This window comes from Methylobacterium sp. AC433 (assembly GCF_979253015.1).
The window spans coordinates 84253-103099 of record NZ_CEEDBN010000011.1; the positions used below are offsets into that span (position 1 = coordinate 84253).

General features: G+C 70.0%; 19 protein-coding genes. 11 read left to right on the forward strand and 8 right to left on the reverse strand.

Annotated elements, in window-relative coordinates:
• The first annotated feature begins 272 nt into the window (after positions 1 to 272).
• The 4 genes from acnA to dprA all read left to right on the forward strand — a co-directional run bounded on the left by acnA (position 273) and on the right by dprA (position 6563).
• A complete protein-coding gene (acnA, locus tag AC0IWM_RS15895; RefSeq protein WP_471756557.1) occupies positions 273 to 2972 on the forward strand; it encodes an aconitate hydratase AcnA in 2700 nt (899 codons plus the stop codon).
• A gap of 470 nt (positions 2973 to 3442) precedes the next feature.
• Positions 3443 to 4750, forward strand: coding sequence for a dihydroorotase (locus tag AC0IWM_RS15900; RefSeq protein ID WP_471756559.1), 1308 nt, complete (start codon positions 3443 to 3445; stop codon positions 4748 to 4750).
• Entirely contained in the window at positions 4747 to 5355 is a 609-nt protein-coding gene (gene plsY / locus AC0IWM_RS15905; RefSeq protein ID WP_471756561.1) for a glycerol-3-phosphate 1-O-acyltransferase PlsY, read from the forward strand. Before AC0IWM_RS15900 ends, plsY begins: the two co-directional genes overlap by 4 nt.
• A 32-nt stretch (positions 5356 to 5387) precedes the next feature.
• Positions 5388 to 6563: a DNA-processing protein DprA gene (gene dprA, locus AC0IWM_RS15910; protein WP_471756563.1), complete on the forward strand. Its 1176-nt coding sequence runs from the start codon at positions 5388 to 5390 to the stop codon at positions 6561 to 6563.
• 6 nt (positions 6564 to 6569) lie between these two features.
• Here the strand turns inward: dprA and ruvX are convergent, their stop codons facing one another.
• Positions 6570 to 7064, reverse strand: coding sequence for a Holliday junction resolvase RuvX (gene ruvX, locus AC0IWM_RS15915; RefSeq protein WP_471756565.1), 495 nt, complete (start codon positions 7062 to 7064; stop codon positions 6570 to 6572).
• Between the two features lie 89 nt (positions 7065 to 7153).
• Positions 7154 to 7699 carry an SMI1/KNR4 family protein gene (locus AC0IWM_RS15920; protein ID WP_471756567.1) on the reverse strand — a complete coding sequence of 182 codons (546 nt, stop codon included), beginning with the start codon at positions 7697 to 7699 and terminating at the stop codon, positions 7154 to 7156.
• A 112-nt stretch (positions 7700 to 7811) separates the two neighbouring features.
• Between AC0IWM_RS15920 and AC0IWM_RS15925 the strand changes: the two genes are divergently transcribed.
• The 6 genes from AC0IWM_RS15925 to AC0IWM_RS15950 all read left to right on the forward strand — a co-directional run bounded on the left by AC0IWM_RS15925 (position 7812) and on the right by AC0IWM_RS15950 (position 12658).
• Entirely contained in the window at positions 7812 to 7991 is a 180-nt protein-coding gene (locus tag AC0IWM_RS15925) for a hypothetical protein (protein WP_471756569.1), read from the forward strand.
• 146 nt (positions 7992 to 8137) lie between these two features.
• The gene (gene gatC / locus AC0IWM_RS15930) at positions 8138 to 8425 is read left to right on the forward strand and encodes an Asp-tRNA(Asn)/Glu-tRNA(Gln) amidotransferase subunit GatC (protein ID WP_108038164.1); all 288 of its coding nucleotides are present in this window, start codon (positions 8138 to 8140) and stop codon (positions 8423 to 8425) included.
• Between the two features lie 118 nt (positions 8426 to 8543).
• Positions 8544 to 10025 carry an Asp-tRNA(Asn)/Glu-tRNA(Gln) amidotransferase subunit GatA gene (gene gatA / locus AC0IWM_RS15935; RefSeq protein ID WP_471756571.1) on the forward strand — a complete coding sequence of 494 codons (1482 nt, stop codon included), beginning with the start codon at positions 8544 to 8546 and terminating at the stop codon, positions 10023 to 10025.
• Positions 10026 to 10035: 10 nt separating this feature from the next.
• Entirely contained in the window at positions 10036 to 10335 is a 300-nt protein-coding gene (locus tag AC0IWM_RS15940; RefSeq protein WP_056468880.1) for a hypothetical protein, read from the forward strand.
• A gap of 97 nt (positions 10336 to 10432) precedes the next feature.
• Entirely contained in the window at positions 10433 to 11905 is a 1473-nt protein-coding gene (gene gatB / locus AC0IWM_RS15945) for an Asp-tRNA(Asn)/Glu-tRNA(Gln) amidotransferase subunit GatB (RefSeq protein WP_471756573.1), read from the forward strand.
• Positions 11906 to 12157: 252 nt separating this feature from the next.
• Complete coding sequence (locus AC0IWM_RS15950) at positions 12158 to 12658, forward strand: GNAT family N-acetyltransferase (protein ID WP_471756575.1); 501 nt, start codon at positions 12158 to 12160, stop codon at positions 12656 to 12658.
• 428 nt (positions 12659 to 13086) lie between these two features.
• Here AC0IWM_RS15950 and AC0IWM_RS15955 read toward each other — a convergent pair whose 3' ends face one another.
• The 5 genes from AC0IWM_RS15955 to AC0IWM_RS15975 form a co-directional block, all read right to left on the reverse strand.
• Positions 13087 to 14109, reverse strand: coding sequence for an efflux RND transporter periplasmic adaptor subunit (locus AC0IWM_RS15955; protein WP_471756706.1), 1023 nt, complete (start codon positions 14107 to 14109; stop codon positions 13087 to 13089).
• A gap of 2 nt (positions 14110 to 14111) precedes the next feature.
• Positions 14112 to 14306: a DUF1656 domain-containing protein gene (locus AC0IWM_RS15960; protein WP_056468889.1), complete on the reverse strand. Its 195-nt coding sequence runs from the start codon at positions 14304 to 14306 to the stop codon at positions 14112 to 14114.
• The gene (locus AC0IWM_RS15965) at positions 14306 to 16321 is read right to left on the reverse strand and encodes an FUSC family protein (protein ID WP_471756577.1); all 2016 of its coding nucleotides are present in this window, start codon (positions 16319 to 16321) and stop codon (positions 14306 to 14308) included. Before AC0IWM_RS15965 ends, AC0IWM_RS15960 begins: the two co-directional genes overlap by 1 nt.
• The gene (locus AC0IWM_RS15970; RefSeq protein ID WP_471756579.1) at positions 16318 to 16734 is read right to left on the reverse strand and encodes a DUF4345 domain-containing protein; all 417 of its coding nucleotides are present in this window, start codon (positions 16732 to 16734) and stop codon (positions 16318 to 16320) included. The genes AC0IWM_RS15965 and AC0IWM_RS15970 overlap by 4 nt, the downstream gene beginning before the upstream one ends.
• A 122-nt stretch (positions 16735 to 16856) precedes the next feature.
• On the reverse strand, positions 16857 to 17078 hold the full coding sequence (locus AC0IWM_RS15975) for a hypothetical protein (protein ID WP_431739885.1): 222 nt from the start codon (positions 17076 to 17078) through the stop codon (positions 16857 to 16859).
• 275 nt (positions 17079 to 17353) lie between these two features.
• Here AC0IWM_RS15975 and AC0IWM_RS15980 point away from each other — a divergent pair, with 275 nt between their 5' ends.
• The gene (locus AC0IWM_RS15980) at positions 17354 to 17989 is read left to right on the forward strand and encodes a glutathione binding-like protein (protein WP_471756581.1); all 636 of its coding nucleotides are present in this window, start codon (positions 17354 to 17356) and stop codon (positions 17987 to 17989) included.
• A gap of 42 nt (positions 17990 to 18031) precedes the next feature.
• Here the strand turns inward: AC0IWM_RS15980 and AC0IWM_RS15985 are convergent, their stop codons facing one another.
• Positions 18032 to 18574: a DUF2147 domain-containing protein gene (locus AC0IWM_RS15985; protein ID WP_471756583.1), complete on the reverse strand. Its 543-nt coding sequence runs from the start codon at positions 18572 to 18574 to the stop codon at positions 18032 to 18034.
• Positions 18575 to 18847: the final 273 nt, after the last annotated feature.

The window sequence follows — 18847 nt, forward strand, 5'->3', positions numbered from 1 at the left end:
TCCCCGCGCAGCGTCCACGTGCATGCGCCGACCGAACAGATCCCACGCGCTGTCAGGCCCCCGGTAGCGGCCAGTTTCGAAGTGTTCTATAACGCGCGCAGGCTGCGCCGCGCGAGTTTCAGGGCGTCCAAATCGCCCTTCGCGCATCATCCTCACCCGGGCACCCCCGGGGCGGCGCGCGCTTCACAGCGCTCCCAGCCGAACACGTGTTATCGTGGCGCAGGTTATGCCTGCGCGTGTTCGACCAACCGCTCGCGAGGAATTACAACGCCGTGGCATCGCTCGATAGCTTCCAGTCTCGCCAGACCCTCACCGTCGGAGACAAGTCCTACACCTTCTACTCGATTCCCCATGCCGAGAAGTCGGGCCTCGCCGACGCCACCGCGCTGCCCTTCTCGATGAAGGTGCTGCTCGAGAACCTGCTGCGCTTCGAGGACGACCGCTCGGTCAAGAAGGACGACATCTCGGCCACCGTCGCCTGGCTCGGCAACAAGGGCAAGACCGAGACCGAGATCGCCTTCCGCCCCTCCCGCGTGCTGATGCAGGACTTCACCGGCGTGCCCGCGGTCGTCGACCTGGCGGCGATGCGCGATGCCATGGTGGCGCTGGGCGGCGACCCGCAGAAGATCAACCCGCTGGTGCCGGTCGATCTCGTGATCGACCACTCGGTCATCGTCGACGAGTTCGGCACCCCGAAGGCGCTGGCCGACAACGTCGCGCTGGAATACTCGCGCAACGGCGAGCGCTACACCTTCCTCAAGTGGGGCCAGTCGGCCTTCGACAACTTCTCCGTCGTGCCGCCCGGCACCGGCATCTGCCACCAGGTGAACCTCGAGTTCCTGTCGCAGACCGTGTGGACCAAGAGCGAGGACGGCACCGAGCTCGCCTATCCGGACAGCCTCGTCGGCACCGATTCGCACACCACCATGGTCAACGGCCTCGCCGTCCTTGGCTGGGGCGTCGGCGGCATTGAGGCCGAGGCCGCGATGCTCGGCCAGCCGCTCTCGATGCTCATTCCCGAGGTCGTCGGCTTCAAGCTGTCGGGCAAGCTGCCCGAGGGCACCACGGCCACCGACCTCGTGCTCACCGTCACCCAGATGCTGCGCAAGAAGGGCGTGGTCGGCAAGTTCGTGGAGTTCTACGGCCCCGGCCTCGACGACATGGCGGTGGCCGACCGCGCCACGATCTCCAACATGGCCCCGGAATACGGCGCCACCTGCGGCTTCTTCCCCATCGACCAGAAGACCATCGACTTCCTCAAGGTCACCGGCCGCGCCGACGACCGGATCGCGCTCGTCGAGGCCTACGCCAAGGCGCAGGGAATGTGGCGCGATGCGGCCACGCCGGACCCCGTCTTCACCGACACGCTGGAGCTCGACATGGGCGACGTGCGCCCGTCGCTCGCCGGCCCCAAGCGGCCCCAGGACCGGGTGCTCCTCGACGGCGCCAAGCCCGGCTTCGCCCAGTCCATGGAGACCGAGTTCAAGAAGGCCGCCGACATCGCCAAGCGCTATCCGGTGGAGGACGCCAACTTCGACATCGGCCACGGCGACGTGGTGATCGCCGCCATCACGAGCTGCACCAACACCTCGAACCCGAGCGTGATGATCGGCGCCGGCCTCTTGGCCCGCAACGCGGTCGCCAAGGGCCTGCGCTCGAAGCCCTGGGTGAAGACCTCGCTGGCGCCCGGCTCCCAGGTGGTGGCCGAGTACCTGGAGAGTGCCGGCCTGCAGAAGCCCCTCGACGCCCTGGGCTTCAACCTCGTCGGCTTCGGCTGCACCACCTGCATCGGCAACTCGGGGCCGCTGCCGGCCCCGATCTCGAAGGCGATCAACGACAACGACGTCGTCGCCGCCGCCGTGCTTTCGGGCAACCGCAACTTCGAGGGCCGCGTGAACCCCGACGTGCGGGCGAACTACCTCGCCTCGCCGCCGCTCGTCGTCGCCTACGCGCTGGCCGGCTCGATGCAGATCGACATCACCACCGAGCCGCTGGGGACCGGGTCGGACGGCCAGCCCGTCTACCTGAAGGACATCTGGCCCTCGAGCGCCGAGGTGCAGGAGTTCATCGAGGCCAACATCACCTCGACCCTGTTCAAGTCCCGCTACGCCGACGTGTTCGGCGGCGACGACTACTGGAAGGCCGTCGAGGTCACCGAGGCCGAGACCTTCCAGTGGGATTCGACCTCCACCTACGTGCAGAACCCGCCCTACTTCGTCGGCATGCAGAAGACCCCGGCGCCGGTGGAGGACGTGGTCGATGCCCGCATCCTCGGCCTGTTCCTCGACTCGATCACCACCGACCACATCTCGCCGGCCGGCAACATCCGGGCGAACTCCCCGGCGGGCGCCTACCTGCAGGAGCATCAGGTCCGGGTGCAGGACTTCAACCAGTACGGCACGCGCCGCGGCAACCACGAAGTCATGATGCGTGGCACCTTCGCCAACATCCGCATCAAGAACCAGATGGTCCGCGACGAATCCGGCAACGTGGTCGAGGGCGGCTGGACCCTGTTCCAGCCCTCGGGCGAGCGGATGTTCATCTACGACGCCGCGCAGAAGTATCAGGCCGAAGGGACGCCGCTCGTCGTCTTCGCCGGCAAGGAATACGGCACCGGCTCGTCGCGCGACTGGGCGGCCAAGGGCACCAAGCTGCTGGGCATCCGCGCCGTGGTGGCCGAGAGCTTCGAGCGCATCCACCGCTCGAACCTCGTCGGCATGGGCATCGTGCCCCTGGTCTTCCAGGGCGACACGTCCTGGGCCTCGCTGGGCCTGAAGGGCGACGAGACGGTCTCGATCCGGGGCCTGTCCGGCGACCTGAAGCCGCGCCAGACCATGATCGCCGAGATCACCTCCGCCGACGGCACCAAGCGGGAGGTCCCGTTGACCTGCCGCATCGATACCCTCGACGAGCTCGAATACTTCCGCAACGGCGGCATCCTGCCCTACGTCCTGCGCTCGCTGGCGGCGTAAGACCTCAGGCGTCCCGATGACGAGGCCTCGCCCGAAAGGGCGGGGCCTTTTTTTCGGCTCGACTGTCTTGAAAAATTTCTCTCAGGTTAACAAATCAGCGGATATAAAACTTAGAGTTTGAATCCTACCGGTATACCGCGCGCGGTACCGGTCGACCGCGGAGCGAAACGATGTCGGCGATTTCCTACCCCTGCTACAAGGTCAAGAAGGACACGCGGGGTCAGTGGTACTAGGTCTACTACGCCAAGAACGGCGAGGAGATCTCGAAGAGCAGCGAGAGCTACGTCGCGAAGGCGGATTGCCTGCACGGCCTCAAGCTCAACAAGGGCTCGGACAACGATCCGGTCCACGAGGTCTGAGGCGACAGGCCTGAGACCTGGAAGGCCACGCCGTCGCCATCCGCAGCGGCGTGCTCGCCCCCATGCCGCTTGACGCCACGGCGCGCCCGGTCGAAACCGCGACGCATGACGATGCGCCCCATCCTCCTGACCAACGCCACCCTGTGCGACCCGGCCACGGGCCGGCAGGCGCCCGGCCACGTCCTCGTGCGCGACGGCCTGATCCACGATGTCGGCTGGGGGCCGCTGGCGGGCGTGCCGGACGAGGCCGAGACGATCAATTGCGGCGGCCATGTGCTCAGTCCCGGCCTGATCGACCTGCGCGCCTTCGTGGGCGAGCCCGGCGCCGAGCATCGCGAGACCCTGGCCAGCGCCAGCGCGGCGGCGGCCGCCGGCGGCGTCACCACGCTCGTTTGCATGCCGGACACCAACCCGGTCATCGACGGGCCGGCCATCGTCGATTTCGTGCTGCGCCGCGCCCGCGACACCGCCAGCGTCCACGTGCTGCCGGCCGCCGCGATCACCAAGGGCCTCGCCGGCCAGGAGATGGCCGAGTTCGGCCTGCTGCAGGAGGCCGGCGCCGTGGCCTTCACCGACGGCCTCAAGGCGGTGCGCAACGCCCAGGTGATGCGCCGCGCCTTGACCTATGCCCGCGACTTCGGCGCCCTGCTGATGCAGCACGTGGAGGAGCCGGACCTCGTCGGCGACGGCGTGATGAACGAGGGCGAGATGGCCTCCCGCCTCGGCCTCCTCGGCATCCCGCGCGAGGCCGAGACGGTGATGCTGGAGCGCGACATCCGCCTCGTGCGCCTCACCGGCGCCCGCTACCACGCCGCGATGATCTCCTGCGCCGATTCGGTCGAGATCGTGCGCCGGGCCAAGGCGGACGGGCTGCCCGTCACCTGCGGCGCCTCGGTGAACAACCTCGTCCTCAACGAGGGCGACATCGGCCATTACCGCACCTTCTGCCGGCTCTCGCCGCCGCTCCGGCACGAGACCGACCGGCTCGCCCTGGTGGCGGGCCTCAACGAAGGCGTGATCGACGTCGTCGTCTCCGACCACAACCCGCAGGACGTCGAGACCAAGCGCCTGCCCTTCGCCGAGGCCGCCGACGGTGCCCTCGGAATCGAGACGCTGCTCGGCGCGGCGCTCCGGCTGGTCCATACCGGCGACGTCGCCCTGCCGCGCCTGCTGGCGGCCCTGACCACGAGCCCGGCGGCCCTCCTCGGGCGCGCGGCCGGTCGCCTCGCGGCCGGTGCCCCCGCCGACCTCGTGCTGATCGACCCCGACCTGCCCTATGTCCTCGACAAGCGCGCGCTGAAGTCGCGCTCGAAGAACTCGCCCTTCGACGAGGCACGCCTGCAGGGGGCCGCCGTCCTGACCATGGTGGAGGGCCGCCTCGTCTTCCGCGCGCCCACAGAGACCGAGGCCGCCGCGTGACCGCTCTCGACGCACTGCCCTGGCCCCTCCTGCTGGCGGCGCTGGCGGGGGGCTACCTCCTCGGCTCGATCCCGTTCGGGTTGATCCTGACCCGCTATGCCGGGCTCGGAGACGTGCGGGCGATCGGCTCGGGCAACATCGGCGCCACCAACGTGCTGCGCACCGGGCGCAAGGGCCTCGCGGCCGCCACCCTGCTGGGCGACGCCCTGAAGGGCACGCTCGCGGTGCTCCTCGCCGGACGCTTCGGGCTGGAGGCGGCCCTCGTCGCCGGCTTCGGCGCCTTCCTCGGGCACCTGTTCCCGGTCTGGCTCGGCTTCAAGGGGGGCAAGGGCGTGGCGACCTTCCTCGGCGTCCTGCTGGCGCTGAGCCCGCTGGGCCTGCTGGCCTTCGCCGCCATCTGGCTCGGCCTCGCCTTCACGCTGAAATACTCCTCCCTCGCGGCGCTGGCGGCATCGGCCCTGACGCCGCTCGTCCTGTGGGCGCTCGGACAGCCACCGGTTGCATTTCTGTTTCTCCTGCTCGCCGCCCTGCTATGGTGGAAGCACGCGCCCAACATCCGCCGGCTGATCGACGGGACCGAGGGGCGCATCGGGCAGAAGGGCTGAGGCCTGAGCGCCCGCTCCGGAAGGGGAGGGCGATGCAGCTCACCGATGCCCAGCGTCTCGATTGGCTCCGCCTGATCCGCAGCGAGGGCATCGGCCCGCGCAGCTTCCGGACCCTGATCAACCGCTTCGGCGGCGCCGGCCCGGCCCTCGAGGCCCTGCCGGGCCTCACCGGTCGCAGCGGTCGGCGCATCACCCCGCCGAGCCGGGCCGAGGCCGAAGGCGAGATCGCCGCAGCCGGTCGCCTCGGCGCGCGTCTCGTGGCGCTCGGGGAGGCGGACTATCCGAAGCTGCTGCAGGCCGCCGATTCGGCGCCGCCGCTGATCGCGATCCGGGGCGAGGCCGTGATCCTGAATCGCCCCGCCATCGCCATCGTCGGCTCGCGCAATGCGTCCGCCGCCGGCCTCGCCTTTACCGAGCGCCTCGCCCACGGCCTCGGCGAGGCCGGCCTCGTCGTGGTCTCGGGGCTAGCCCGCGGCATCGATGCGCGCGCCCACCGGGCCGCCCTGGTGCCCGGCACGGTGGCGGTGCTGGCGGGGGGACAGGACCGGATCTACCCGGCCAACCACGCCGCCCTGGTCGAGGCGATCCTGGAAGCGGGCGGGGCGGTCCTGGCCGAGATGCCGATGGGGTGGGAGCCGCGCGGGCGCGACTTTCCCCGGCGCAACCGCATCATCTCGGGCCTCGCCTACGGGACCGTCGTGGTGGAGGCCGCCCGCCGCTCGGGCTCGCTGATCACCGCCCGCTTCGCCCTGGAGCAGGGCCGCGAGGTCTTCGCCGTGCCGGGCTCGCCCCTCGATCCACGGGCGGAAGGGACCAACGACCTGATCCGCCAGGGGGCAACGCTGGTCTCCGACACCAGCCACGTCACGGATGTCATCGCCCCCTTGCTGGCGCGCGGCGCCGATCCGCGCAGCGCCGAGGTCCTGGCCGTCGACCGGCCGGACCTCGCCGACGCCCCGATCTTCTGGGACGAGCTCGACGTCGACGGCATCGTGCTGCCGATGCCGGCCGAGGATTTCGTCGCGCCCGAACCTGCCGACGACCGCGCCCGCCTGATCGCCTATCTCAGCCCGACCCCGATCGGGACCGACGAGCTGGCGCGGACCGCCGGCCTCGGCGTCCGCGTCGTCCAGACCATCCTTCTGGAGCTGGAGCTCGACGGACACATCGAGCGCCACGGAAGCGGGGCGGTGTCGCTGGTGGGCTGAAGGCCGTCACGCGTCGTCGTCGGGTTCCCCGTCGCCCAGCGCCCGGCGCATCTGGTCGAGGCACCCCTGCAGGATGTAGGCGGCGGCCAGCATGTCGACGACCTCGCCGCGCTTGGCCCGCGAGGCATCCGCCGCGATCAGCGCGCGGGTGACGGCGGCGGTGGAGAGGCGCTCGTCGCAGTAGAGGACGGGCAGGGGCAGCAGCGGCTTCATGTTGCGCACGAAGGACCGGGTCGACTGCACCCGCGGGCCCTCGCTGCCATCCATGTTGAGGGGCAGGCCGATGACGAGGCCGCCGACGGCGTGCATCTCGCACAAGGTCCGCAGGCGCGCGACGTCGGGGGTGAACTTCACCCGCCGGATCGTTTCCAGGGGCGAGGCGATCTGGCGCCCGACATCCGACAGGGCGAGCCCGATCGTCTTGGTGCCGAGGTCGATCCCGATCAGGCGGGGTCCGCCCTGCGACGCCTCCGCGAAGGCCCGCATCTCGGCCTCGTCCATGTCCGTCGCTCTCCCGTGATGGCGCCTCTCCTGCGCGATCCGGCCCCGGCCGGCAAGCCATGCCGCCAGGTCAGTGCAGGATCTCCGGGTCAGTGCAGGCCGACCGAGCCTTCGGTGCCGTCGCCGACGAAGCTCGCGGGGAGGGGCTCGGCGCCCATGCCGAGGATGCCGCGCACCGCCGGTCCCTGGCTCCGCCGCATCAGGTCGACGAGGTCGGCCCCGCCGAAGCGCACGGATTCGAGATCGGCGCCCAGGACCCAGATCTCGTACTCGTCGCGCCCCGGCACCACGTCCCAGAACAGGAACTCGCCGGCCTCGGAGCGCCCGAAGAAGCCGGCCCGCTCGACCACGCTGGGATCGTCGCCCTCGACCTCGAAGCGATGCTCAGGCCGGTCGCCGAGGACGGTGGCGATGCTGTGGGCGATCAGCTCGGAATGGGCGACGAGGTCGGTCTCCGGGGCCTCGCTTGGGACGGCCACGCGGAAGTAGCCGTTCGCGAGCCCTGCCCCGAGGGTCCGGCAGAAGGTGCGGTAGCTCTCCGGCAGCCCGTAGCCGAGCTCGGCCTCGGCCCGGTCGAGGGCCGCTTCGGTCGCCACCGGCCCCGGCGCGCAGGGCGAGAACACCGTCTCCCACATGAAATCCACCTCCGGCTCGCCGTTAACCTTAAAGAAACGTTGTCATAGCCTTGCCGGGACCGGATCGGCCAGAGCATCGTTAATCGATCGTTAAGACGCCGGACCCGACCGCATGCCCCACCCGATCGCCCAGCCGAACCCCGCGCGACGCCGGATGCCCCTGCGGCACAAACTGATGCTGGCGCTGGCCTGCGAGATCCTGCTCGTGGGGTTCCGGCAGGCGGACTTCGTCCCGTCCAAGGCCGGCATCCTCATCGAGTCGCCGATCCTGCCCCATCACGCGATCGCCTGACGCCCCGGCATCCGCGCGGCGCGGCGGCCTGCGAAGAGGCCCGGCGTTGCGAGCGCGCGAAGGCGGGTGCTATAGCCCGGCCCGACGCCCCATCGCCCGCGGAACCCCGCCGGGCCGCGGTGGGAGCCTGAGGATCTGAAGACAGCATGTCGGTCGACGCAACGACGGTGAGGCGCATCGCGCACCTGGCGCGCATCGCGGTGAGCGAGGACGAGGTCGCTCCCCTGCAGGGCGAGCTCAATGCGATTCTGGCCTTCGTCGAGCAACTCGGCGCGGTGGACGTGACGGGGGTCGAGCCGATGACCTCGGTCACCCCGATGGCGATGAAGAAGCGCGAGGACGTGGTCACCGACGGGGCCAAGGCCGACGCCATCGTGGCCAACGCCCCCGAGACCGAGGACCATTACTTCCTCGTGCCGAAGGTCGTCGAGTAGGCGCACGCGCCGCCGACCCCGAAACCCGGCCGCCCCGAGGGACGGTCCGCCCGGCGCCCGAACGGCGACGGCGGTTCCCCGGGACCCACCAGGACGAGCGCCCAGGACTCTGCCGCCCATGACCTCTCTGAACGAACTCACCCTGGCGGAGGCCCGCGACGGGCTGAAGGCCAAGGACTTCTCCGCCGCCGACCTGACTCGCGCGCATCTCGACGCCATGGAGAAGGCGCGGGCGCTGAACGCCTATCTCGTCGAGACGCCCGACCGGGCCATCGCCATGGCGGAGGCGGCCGACGCGCGGATCGCCGCAGGCCAGGCCCGTCCGCTGGAGGGCATCCCCCTCGGGATCAAGGACCTGTTCTGCACCGAGGGCGTGGCGACCACGGCCGGCTCGAAGATCCTCGAGGGCTTCATCCCGGCCTACGAATCGGCCGTGACCGCCAATCTCTGGCGCGACGGCGCGGTGATGCTCGGCAAGCTGAACCTCGACGAGTTCGCCATGGGCTCGTCCAACGAGACCTCCGCCTACGGCGACGTGGTCTCGCCCTGGCGCCGTGCCGGATCGGACGCCAAGCTGGTGCCGGGCGGCTCGTCGGGCGGATCGGCGGCGGCGGTGGCCGCCCATCTCTGCCTCGGCGCCACCGCGACCGATACCGGCGGCTCCATCCGCCAGCCCGCCGCCTTCACCGGCACCGTCGGCATCAAGCCGACCTACGGCCGCTGCTCGCGCTGGGGCACGGTGGCCTACGCCTCCTCCCTGGACCAGGCCGGTCCGATCGCCCGCACGGTGCGCGACTGCGCGATCCTGCTCGGTTCGATGGCCGGCCAGGATGCGCGCGACACCACCTGCGCCGACCTGCCCGTGCCGGACTTCGAGGCCGCGATCGCCCGCGGCGTGAAGGGGCTGACCATCGGCATCCCGAAGGAGTACCGGGTCGAGGGCATGTCGGCCGAGATCCAGGCGCTCTGGGACCGGGGCGCGGCCATGCTCCGGGACGCCGGCGCCACGGTGCGGGAGATCTCGCTGCCGCACACGCAATATGCCCTGCCGGCCTACTACATCGTCGCTCCCGCCGAGGCTTCCTCGAACCTCGCCCGCTACGACGGCGTGCGCTACGGCCTGCGCGTGCCGGGCAAGGACATTGCCGGGCTCTACGAGAACACCCGCGCCGCCGGCTTCGGCCGCGAGGTGAAGCGCCGCATCATGATCGGCACCTACGTGCTCTCGGCCGGCTACTACGACGCCTATTACGTGCGCGCCCAGCGCATCCGCACCCTGATCAAGCGCGACTTCGAGCAGGCCTACGCCTCCGGCATCGACGCGATCCTGACCCCCGCGACCCCGTCGGCCGCCTTCGGCATCGGCGAGAAGGGCTCGGGCGACCCGGTCGAGATGTACCTGCAGGACGTGTTCACCATCACGGTGAACATGGCGGGTCTGCCCGGCATCTCGGTGCCGGCCGGCCTCGACGCGCAGGGGCTGCCGCTGGGTCTCCAGCTCATCGGCCGCCCCTTCGACGAGGAGACGCTCTTCGCCGCCGCACAGGTGATCGAGGACGCCGCCGGACGGACCCGGCTGCCCGCCGCGTGGTGGGCATGAGGCGCACCCGATGACGGTCCCGGTCTATCCCTTCGACGTCTGGATCTGGGCCGCCTTCGATCCGGTGCTGATCGCCATCGCCCTGGTGATGGGCTGGAAGTCGGACCAGTTCGTGAAGGTCATCCTCGTCTCGCTGATGGCCTTCGCGGTCTCGGTCCTGGTGTCCTGGGCCGTGACCGCGATCGGCATTCCCTGGCCGGCGCCGGTGAGCCATGACGGGCCGACCTTCTTCCCCGTGCGCTGGATCGCGGGCTTCCTCTGGGGCACCCTGGGCTTCCTGGCCCACCAGCTCTATCGCCTGCGCGCTTGACCGCGCCGGCCGGCGCTTCCACCTTTCCGGCGCAGACACGCGCCCCGCCACCTCTCCGGCGCGCATCCGCGCCCCGCAACGCTGAACTCGGGCCATCATGACCGCTGCCGTGAACCCCAAGAAGCTCATCAAGGGCGGCCTGCACGACTGGGAGGTCGTGATCGGCATGGAGATCCACGCCCAGGTCACGAGCCGCTCCAAGCTGTTCTCCGGCGCCTCGACGGAATTCGGCGGCGAGCCGAACGACCACGTCTCCCTGGTGGACGCCGCCATGCCCGGCATGCTGCCGGTCATCAACGAGGAATGCGTGGCTCAGGCCGTGCGCACCGGCCTCGGGCTGAAGGCGCGGATCAACCATCGCTCGGTGTTCGACCGGAAGAACTACTTCTATCCGGACCTGCCGCAGGGCTACCAGATCAGCCAGTTCAAGGATCCGATCGTCGGCGAGGGCGAGGTGCTGGTCGATCTGCCCGACGGCGAGTCGATCACCGTCGGCATCGAGCGCCTGCATCTGGAGCAGGATGCCGGCAAGTCCCTGCACGACCAGAACCCGACCCAGAGCTTCGTCGACCTCAACCGTTCCGGCGTCGCCCTGATGGAGATCGTCTCGCGGCCGGATCTCCGCTCGTCCGAGGAGGCGCGCGCCTACGTGACCAAGCTGCGCACCATCCTACGCTACCTCGGCACCTGCGACGGCGACATGGAGAAGGGCTCGCTGCGCGCCGACGTGAACGTCTCGGTCCGCAAACCCGGTGACCCGCTCGGAACCCGCTGCGAGATCAAGAACGTCAACTCGATCCGCTTCATCGGCCAGGCCATCGAGACCGAGGCCCGGCGCCAGATCGCGATCATCGAGGATGGCGGCACGATCAGCCAGGAGACCCGCCTGTTCGACCCGGGCAAGGGCGAGACCCGCTCCATGCGCTCCAAGGAAGAGGCGCACGACTACCGCTACTTCCCCGATCCGGACCTGCTGCCGCTGGAATTCGACCAGGCCTACGTGGACGCGCTCGCCGCCGGCCTGCCCGAGCTGCCCGACGCCAAGAAGGCGCGCTTCATCGAGTCCTACGGGCTCAGCGCCTACGATGCCGGCGTTCTCATCGCTGAGCGCGCCTCGGCCGATTACTTCGAGGCGATCGCCAAGGGCCGCGACGGCAAGGCCGCGGCGAACTGGGTCATCAACGAGCTGTTCGGGCGCCTCAACAAGGAGGGCAGGGGCATCGAGGCGACGCCGGTGTCCGCAGACCAGCTCGGCGCCATCGTCGACCTCATCGGCGAGGGCGTGATCTCGGGCAAGATCGCCAAGGACCTGTTCGAGATCGTCTGGTCCGAGGGCGGCGACCCGCGCCAGATCGTGGAATCGCGCGGCATGAAGCAGGTGACCGACACCGGGGCCATCGAGGCGGCGGTGGACGAGATCATCGCCAAGAACCCCGAGAAGGTTCAGCAGGCCAAGGAAAAGCCGACCCTGCTCGGCTGGTTCGTCGGCCAGACCATGAAGGCCACCGGCGGCAAGGCCAACCCGGCGGCGGTGAACGCCCTGCTGAAGGCGAAGCTCGGGATCGAGTGAGGGGGCTCACGCCGCTCGGACGGATCAATAGGGTGTTTCCACTCGCGGATTGCGAGAGGATCCGTACTTGTCGAGGGACTGGCGCGTACGGCTAGGGCCTGTCGCGGCGGCAGCGACGGTCGCCGCAATCTGGCGTCCGAGGCCGATCGGCGCTGGCTCTCAGGGTATCGGCCCGCATCAGTCATGTGGTGCTGGGCCGCCGAACATGCTCGGCCCACCTGCATGGGGCGCGGCATCGCGCGGAGCGTTGTAATGGAACGCCTTTTATGTCGCCGCCTCGGCCACGCAGACGCGATGGCCTTCCGCGACATTCGCCTCGCTGGTCTGAAACGCCATCCGGAAGCGTTCGGTGCCTCTTGGGAGGAGGCGTCCGAGGAGTCTCTCGCCTGGTTCTCGGAGACCCTTGAGACACAGGTCGTGTTCGGAGCTTGGCTTGGAAGCGCGCCTCTTGCCGGCGTAGCGGGATTTCACGTGCCGAAGGCGCGCAAACTGCGGCACAAGGGTACGCTCTGGGGTCTCTATGTCAGACCCGACACGAGGCGCGTTGGCGTCGGGACCGCCCTAATCCAGACAGTCGTCGCACACGCTTTGACCTGCGTGGAAGATCTCGGACTCTCCGTCGGCGCAGGCAATAGCGCCGCCATTCGGCGGTACGAAAACATGGGTTTCATGCGCTATGGCCTAGAGCCACGTGCGTTAAAAATCGACAGCAGTCACTATGATGAAGTTTTGATGAATCTGCGGCTTGCTTGATGAGCAGACCGAGAACATCGGCGGCGGAAGCGGCCGAGGTGGGGCTTGGTGCATGTCTGAAGTCGTGCCGTGCTGGCCGCTTCTGCGCCCCGGAGACCGCTTCCGTCCCGTAATTCGCGTCGTGCGCTGCTCAACGTCCAGGTCGAATCAGCCCTGGATGATCGCCGCAGCCGCCTGCTGGGGTGGAGTCATTCCCGCATCTCCTGCTTCTCGTCGGTCATGATCGTTTACCGATCAGGGCCTCCTCGTTGCTTGAGCTGTGCTTTGCCGTCGAAGCACCACAACAAGGTGCGACCAGATCGATGATGCGTCAAGAGCCTATTTGCGCGTTTTCGCGACTGTATTCATTCCCATCGCCGCAGCCTTGAAAACGTGTTGTAGCACAGCCCCTTGGCCGTCCATGCAACCGGACGGCCCGGCATCACAGCCTACGGGGTGGGAGCAGCCGCCGCGGTGAAGCGGCTGCGCAGGCGGGCGAGCCAGTCCTGGCGGTGGGCGCCGGGCTCGCCGACCGAGACGGTGGCGGTCATGCCGGCGACCAGGGTCACGCCCTCGGGCACCCGCTCGATCCGGATGCGCACCGGCACGCGCTGGGCGAGGCGGACCCAGGTGTAGACCGGATCGACATTGGGCAGGCCCTGCGTGCTCGCGGCGGCGTTGGCGGTGCTGATGCCCAGGGTGATGCTCTCCACCCTGCCGCGGATCAGGGGGTCGTAGCCGAGGAGTTCGGCCGAGACCGGGTCGCCCACGTGGATATGGGCCATCTTGGTCTCCTCGAAGTAGCCGTCGATCCAGAACGAATCGGTGTCGATGACGGCGATGTTGACCGTGCCGGTGGTGGCGTAGTCGCCCGGGCGCAGGAGGAGGTTCGTCACCCGGCCGTTCACCGGCGATCGCACCTGGGTGCGTTGAAGGTTGACCTTGGCCTGCGAGAGCTGCGCCTTGGCCGAGGCCACCGCTGCCTCGGCGATCTTGGCGGTGCCGGCATATTGCTGCTTCTCCTCGACGGAGGTCGAGAGGGTGGTCAGCGCCTCGCGCCGGGCGGCCTGGGTCTGCTTGACCTGCAGGTCGGCCTCGCGGTTGTCGAGTTCGGCCTGGGCCGAGGTCACCGAGACCTCGAAGTCGAAGGGGTCGATGACGTAGAGGACGTCGCCCTTCTTCACGGTCTGGTTGTCGGCGACGCGCAGCTCCGTGATCTGGCCCGAGACCTGGGGCGCCACGCTGGCGACCTGCACGCGTACCCGCCCGTCGCGGGTCCAGGGGGCGGTGACGTAGAACTGCCAGACCAGGGCCGCCGCGACGAAGGCGCAGGCCAGGATGAGCCCGGTGACCAGCAGGCGCAGCACCCGGCGGCCGCGCCCGGGAGCGCGAGGGCTCGTGTCCGGCCCCGAGGCGGATGGCCGGGCCTTCGATTCTGCGGCGGTGGTCTCGGCGGGCGGGTCTTGAGCCATCGTCACAGGAACACGATCAGGAGGGCAAGGATGCAGACGTAGAGGCCGGCCTCCGCCAGGGGCGGGTTGGCGACGTAGCGGGCGATGCGCAGGCGCGCGAAGAGTAGGCGCAGGACGACCAGGATCGCCAGCGCCCCGGCGGCGTAGGCCACGAAGGGCGAGAGCAGCACGCCGCCGAGATCGAGGTCGCTGCGCATCAGGAGGCCCGGATGCCGAGGCGGCGCAGGAAACGCCCCTGGCCCTCGGCGACGTGGGCGACCGTGGTGAGGTCGCTCACCGCCCGGGCGAGATGCAGGCGGGTGGCCGGAGTTGCCGGTGCACCCGTGGCGAGGAGGGCTGCGGCCGCCTCCCGGATCCGGCCGGCATCGACGCTCGCGAGAGCGGTGCGGGCCTGGCCCGCGACCGCCGCGAGGGCATCGTCCCGGGCGAGGCCGCGCAACTGCGCATGGGCGCGAGCGGCCGCCGATTCCATCCGGGCGAGATCGAAGGCGCGGTCGAGGCTCGCCCGGCGCACGGCGGCGCTGCCCGAACTCCAGCGGGCGAATTGCAGAAGGCGGTCGCTGTTGAGGCTGGTCCGGGTCGTGGCATCGCCGCCCCGGCCGGCCAGGGCCTCCACCAGGGCGCGCCGGGCCGAGTCGAGGGCGAAGGCCCGATGCCGGCAGTTCGAGACCGGCAGGATGACCCGGACGGTGAAGAACAGGATCAGCGCCGCGAAGACCACCAGGAACGCGTTGGTGAGGAACCCCTGCGGGTCGTAGCTCTGGGGGTTGGCGGGCGAGAGCAGCACGGGGAAGAATACCAGCAGGATGAAGCCGATCCCGAAGGTCGGCGGGTTGAGGCTGAGGAAGCAGGCGGCGAAGACCACCGGCGCCATGGCGATGGCCAGCAGGGGAAAGCCCTGCACGCCGGCGAGTGCCCCGAACAGCACGATCCCGGCGCAGAGGGCGGCGAGCGGCATCCCGATGAGCACGCCCTTGGCGAAGACGCGCGGATCGGGCGTGGTCGAGGAGAGCGAGCAGGTCGCCGCCACCTGGACCAGGGCGAAGGAGGTGGCGGGCCAGCCGGCGGCCACGAGAAGGAGAGCGGTCAGGCCGAAGGCGATCACCACCCGCATCGCGCCGCGCAGGGCCTCGGGCACGTCGCGATGGGTCGGGAGCGGCACGTCGCGCAGGGGACGCCCGCCGCAGGCGAGGACGCGGTGTCCGTCGGCGGCGAAATGGGCCGCGCGGGCGAAGTCGAGGGCGCGCTGCAGGGCCAGGATCGCGTCGAGGGGCTGGTCGTTCGCGCGTACGGCGTCTTCGACCAGGTCCGACAGGCGCGCCACGGCCGCGGCCGGATCGGGCTCCGGCTCGGTCAGGGCGAGGCAGAGGGCGCGCGCCTCCGCGACGGCGGCCGTCGGGGCGGACAGCCGGGCGACGGCCGCCCGCAGGTGGCGGGCGGCGGCCGCCATCACGTAGAGCGCCGCGATGGCGCTGCGGGCGCCTGCGGCCCGGTCCGGTCCGTCGTCGAGCTCGCCCGCGATGGCGCCGGCGTCGCCCCGCAGGGCGGCGATCCTGCGGATCAGCGCAGCGGTGCGCTCCGAGCCGGCATCGCCCCGCGTCAGGGTCTCGCGGGCGAAGGTCCGGGTCTCGGCGATGGCGTCGCCGAGGGTGTCGCGGACGGTTCGCCAGATGCTCGGCGAGCCGAGGGCATCGTTGATGAAGGTGATCGCCACGATGCCGAGGGTGATCGCCGCGACCCGGTCGACGGCCGCGTCGAAGGTGCTCTGCGGCGTGTCGATGTGGGCGATGGCGATGATCGCCACGGTGTAGCCGGACAGCATGGCCCCATAGGCCCGCGTATCCTGCAGGAAGTGGGCGGTGAAGACGCACAGGCCGAGCCAGGTCGCGAAGGCCACGAGGAGCACGACCCGGTCCTGCGCGAACAGCGCCATCAGGACGATGGCCACGGCCGCACCCACGAGGGTGCCGAGGAAGCGGTAGAGGGCCTTCGACAGGGCCTGCCCGCGCTTGGGCTGGGCCAGGATCGCCACGCAGACGGCCGCCGAGGAGGCACTCGACAGCTGCAGCCAGAAGGCCGCGTAGAGCGCGAGGATCATCGCGAGCCAGATCCGCACGGCGAAGGCCCAGGCGGCGGGCTTGGGGACCACGCGCTCGAGGGCGGCGAGCACCCGGTCCGGCAAGCGGAGACGTCTATCGGCGAGGGTGCTCACCCGGCGATCCCGGGCGGCGACGCCTCAGGCGGGCGGGCCGCGATCCGGGCCTGCCACAGGCAGAGCAGGGGGGTGACGAGGAGTTCGACCGCCAGCGCCGCCATCATCAGGAAGGAGGGCAGACCGGTGAGCGCCCAGCCGAGCAAGCGGGCGAGGCCGCCGAGCGCCACCACCAGGGTGAGGAAGCGGAACAGGGTGGTCTTGGCCTCGATGCCCGGCACGCAGGTCCAGAAAAGGATGCCGATGCCCATGTGCAGGCCGGAGAGGTAGCGGAAATGACTGTCGGCCGAGACGTCGACGAGGCCGCCGCGGCCGATCCCGTTGAGGCCGAACAGAACGCCGTAGAGGCCGGACGCTACCGGGACCAGGGCCATCACCGCCACCGCGCGCTGTAGCGCCTGCCGTTCCCGCATCGTCGCGCCCGTCCGGAGTCACCCTGCCAGGATCGGAAACCGGGACGGTCAGGCTTACGTTCCTCGGTGGTCCGCGAATGACCCTGAACCGCCCGGAACGAAGGCCGGGCGGCGGGGGCGGTTCAGGCCTTCACCTGCTTCAGGCGCTTCACGCACTTGCTGTAGTACTGCGGCCATTTCGGTCCCTGCGCGGCCTTGTCGGCGACCGAGAGGGCGCGCCACTCGGCGCCGCACTTCTTCTGGCGTTCGCGGGCCGCGCTCTGGCCGACGCTGAGCTCCTTGGCGGGCTTGGGCGCCGCCACCGCTTGCGCCAGCGCACCGCCGGAGACGAGGGGACTTGTCACAACGAGGGGGCTTGCCAGGAGCAGCAAGCCCGCGAACAAAGCACTGGTGCGACGCGAACGGAACGACAGCATGACGACCCCCGGGACGTTTGGGCGCCGCCATCTGGCGGGCCGGCCGCATCACAGCCACAACCCTGAGCGAGGGCAAGCGCCATCTGCACGGGCATCGGCACGATCCACCGTTCGTGCCGCCGGCACGGAGTCTGCAACCTTCCGCTCGCGTCCCGGATTGTTCCGGGGCATCGAGCGAGCCTGAACTGGGTCGGAAAAACCGCATGGCACACGCGCCGGGAAAACCCATCGACGTGCACACTTGGAGCACGCCGAACGGCTGGAAGATCCCGATCATGCTGGAGGAGTGCGGGCTGCCCTACCGGGTGGTGCCGGTGAATATCGGCCGCGGCGACCAGATGGCTCCGGACTTCCTGAAGATCTCGCCCAACAACAAGATTCCCGCCATCGTCGATCCGGACGGCCCGGGCGGCGAGCCGATCACGGTGTTCGAATCCGGCGCGATCCTGCAGTATCTCGGGCGCAAGACCGGCTGCCTCTATCCCGCCGACGAGCGCGCGCGGGTGGCCGTGGACGAGTGGCTGTTCTGGCAGATCGGCGGCTTCGGGCCGATGCTCGGCCAGGCTCACCACTTCCGCATCTACGCCCAGGAGAAGATCCCCTACGCCATCGACCGCTTCACGGCAGAGGCGCAGCGCCTCTACGGCGTCCTCGACAAGCGTCTCGCCGACCGCGACTACGTGGCGGGCGATTTCTCCATCGCCGACATCGCGATCCTGCCCTGGGCGAAGTACCACGAGAAGCAGAGCATCGAGCTCGCGAGCGTGCCCCACGTGCGGGCCTGGCTCGACCGCGTCATGGCGCGGCCGGCCGTGCAGCGGGGCTTCGCGGCGGTCTGACTTGGAGCGCCCCGATCTGGGGTGCCGTCGCCAGGGGCGCCGTCAGTCGGCCGGGGCAGCGGCCTTCGCGGGCGCGGCCTTGGCGGCCTTCGGCGCGGGCCGGGGTGCCGGGGTTGTCTCGGGCGTGGCCGCGGAGGCCTGCTGGTTCACGTCCGGCACCCGGGTCCAGGTCTGCGAGCCACAGAGGACCTTGAGCAGGCAGCCGGAGACCGACAGCTCCGAGCCGCTCTCCCGCTCCAGGCTGACCTGATACATCTTGCCCTCGTCGGCGTTGTAGATCTCCCCGGAGAACTTGGCCTCCTCGGGCTTCAGGTTGTCGAGGAGCGTCAGGCCGATCACCGGACGGCCGCGCTTCTTCGGATCGGGATTCTTGATGTCCGTGCGCGGGGTGCCGTCCTCGTTGGTCGCGGTCTTGGCCCAGACCACCTTCCCGCAGATGTTGGCGGCGCCCGGTCCGCAGCGGTCGATGCGGACCTTGGCGCGGCCGTCCCCGGTGAGCCAGGTGCCCGACGGGTCCTGGGCCGGCGCTGCGGAGGCGGGGGCGAGGCCGGCGAGGATGAGGGCGGCGGTGAAGGCGACGCGCATGTCCTGGTCTCCATGTGGCGTGGCTGCGGCTGGACGCCGGCGGCCAGAGGGTCGGCAGGGATCGGAGTTGCCCCCTCGGGGAGGGCCGTGATCGTCTGGCCACAGGAGGCGTCCGCATTCGGGCGTTTTTCTGGCGCTGTTGCGCCAAAGCCATGGCGGCGGGAAAATCGGCGCCGTGGGCACTGTTATCCACCGCGAATCCGCCTCGGGTTGAGGGCCGGGAGCCCGCCCGCTATAAGCCCGGCGCCGAAGCCATTTTCGGCTGAGCGATCA

Bases quoted from the DNA above. Each gene is read 5' to 3' on its own strand.
- AC0IWM_RS15900 (WP_471756559.1), top strand. From the start codon at position 3,443: ATGCGCCCCATCCTCCTGACCAACGCCACCCTGTGCGACCCGGCCACG.
- dprA (WP_471756563.1), top strand. From the start codon at position 5,388: ATGCAGCTCACCGATGCCCAGCGTCTCGATTGGCTCCGCCTGATCCGC.
- ruvX (WP_471756565.1), bottom strand. From the start codon at position 7,064: ATGGACGAGGCCGAGATGCGGGCCTTCGCGGAGGCGTCGCAGGGCGGA.
- AC0IWM_RS15920 (WP_471756567.1), bottom strand. From the start codon at position 7,699: ATGTGGGAGACGGTGTTCTCGCCCTGCGCGCCGGGGCCGGTGGCGACC.
- AC0IWM_RS15925 (WP_471756569.1), top strand. From the start codon at position 7,812: ATGCCCCACCCGATCGCCCAGCCGAACCCCGCGCGACGCCGGATGCCC.
- gatC (WP_108038164.1), top strand. From the start codon at position 8,138: ATGTCGGTCGACGCAACGACGGTGAGGCGCATCGCGCACCTGGCGCGC.
- gatA (WP_471756571.1), top strand. From the start codon at position 8,544: ATGACCTCTCTGAACGAACTCACCCTGGCGGAGGCCCGCGACGGGCTG.
- AC0IWM_RS15940 (WP_056468880.1), top strand. From the start codon at position 10,036: ATGACGGTCCCGGTCTATCCCTTCGACGTCTGGATCTGGGCCGCCTTC.
- gatB (WP_471756573.1), top strand. From the start codon at position 10,433: ATGACCGCTGCCGTGAACCCCAAGAAGCTCATCAAGGGCGGCCTGCAC.
- AC0IWM_RS15950 (WP_471756575.1), top strand. From the start codon at position 12,158: ATGGAACGCCTTTTATGTCGCCGCCTCGGCCACGCAGACGCGATGGCC.
- AC0IWM_RS15955 (WP_471756706.1), bottom strand. From the start codon at position 14,109: ATGGCTCAAGACCCGCCCGCCGAGACCACCGCCGCAGAATCGAAGGCC.
- AC0IWM_RS15960 (WP_056468889.1), bottom strand. From the start codon at position 14,306: ATGCGCAGCGACCTCGATCTCGGCGGCGTGCTGCTCTCGCCCTTCGTG.
- AC0IWM_RS15970 (WP_471756579.1), bottom strand. From the start codon at position 16,734: ATGCGGGAACGGCAGGCGCTACAGCGCGCGGTGGCGGTGATGGCCCTG.
- AC0IWM_RS15980 (WP_471756581.1), top strand. From the start codon at position 17,354: ATGGCACACGCGCCGGGAAAACCCATCGACGTGCACACTTGGAGCACG.
- AC0IWM_RS15985 (WP_471756583.1), bottom strand. From the start codon at position 18,574: ATGCGCGTCGCCTTCACCGCCGCCCTCATCCTCGCCGGCCTCGCCCCC.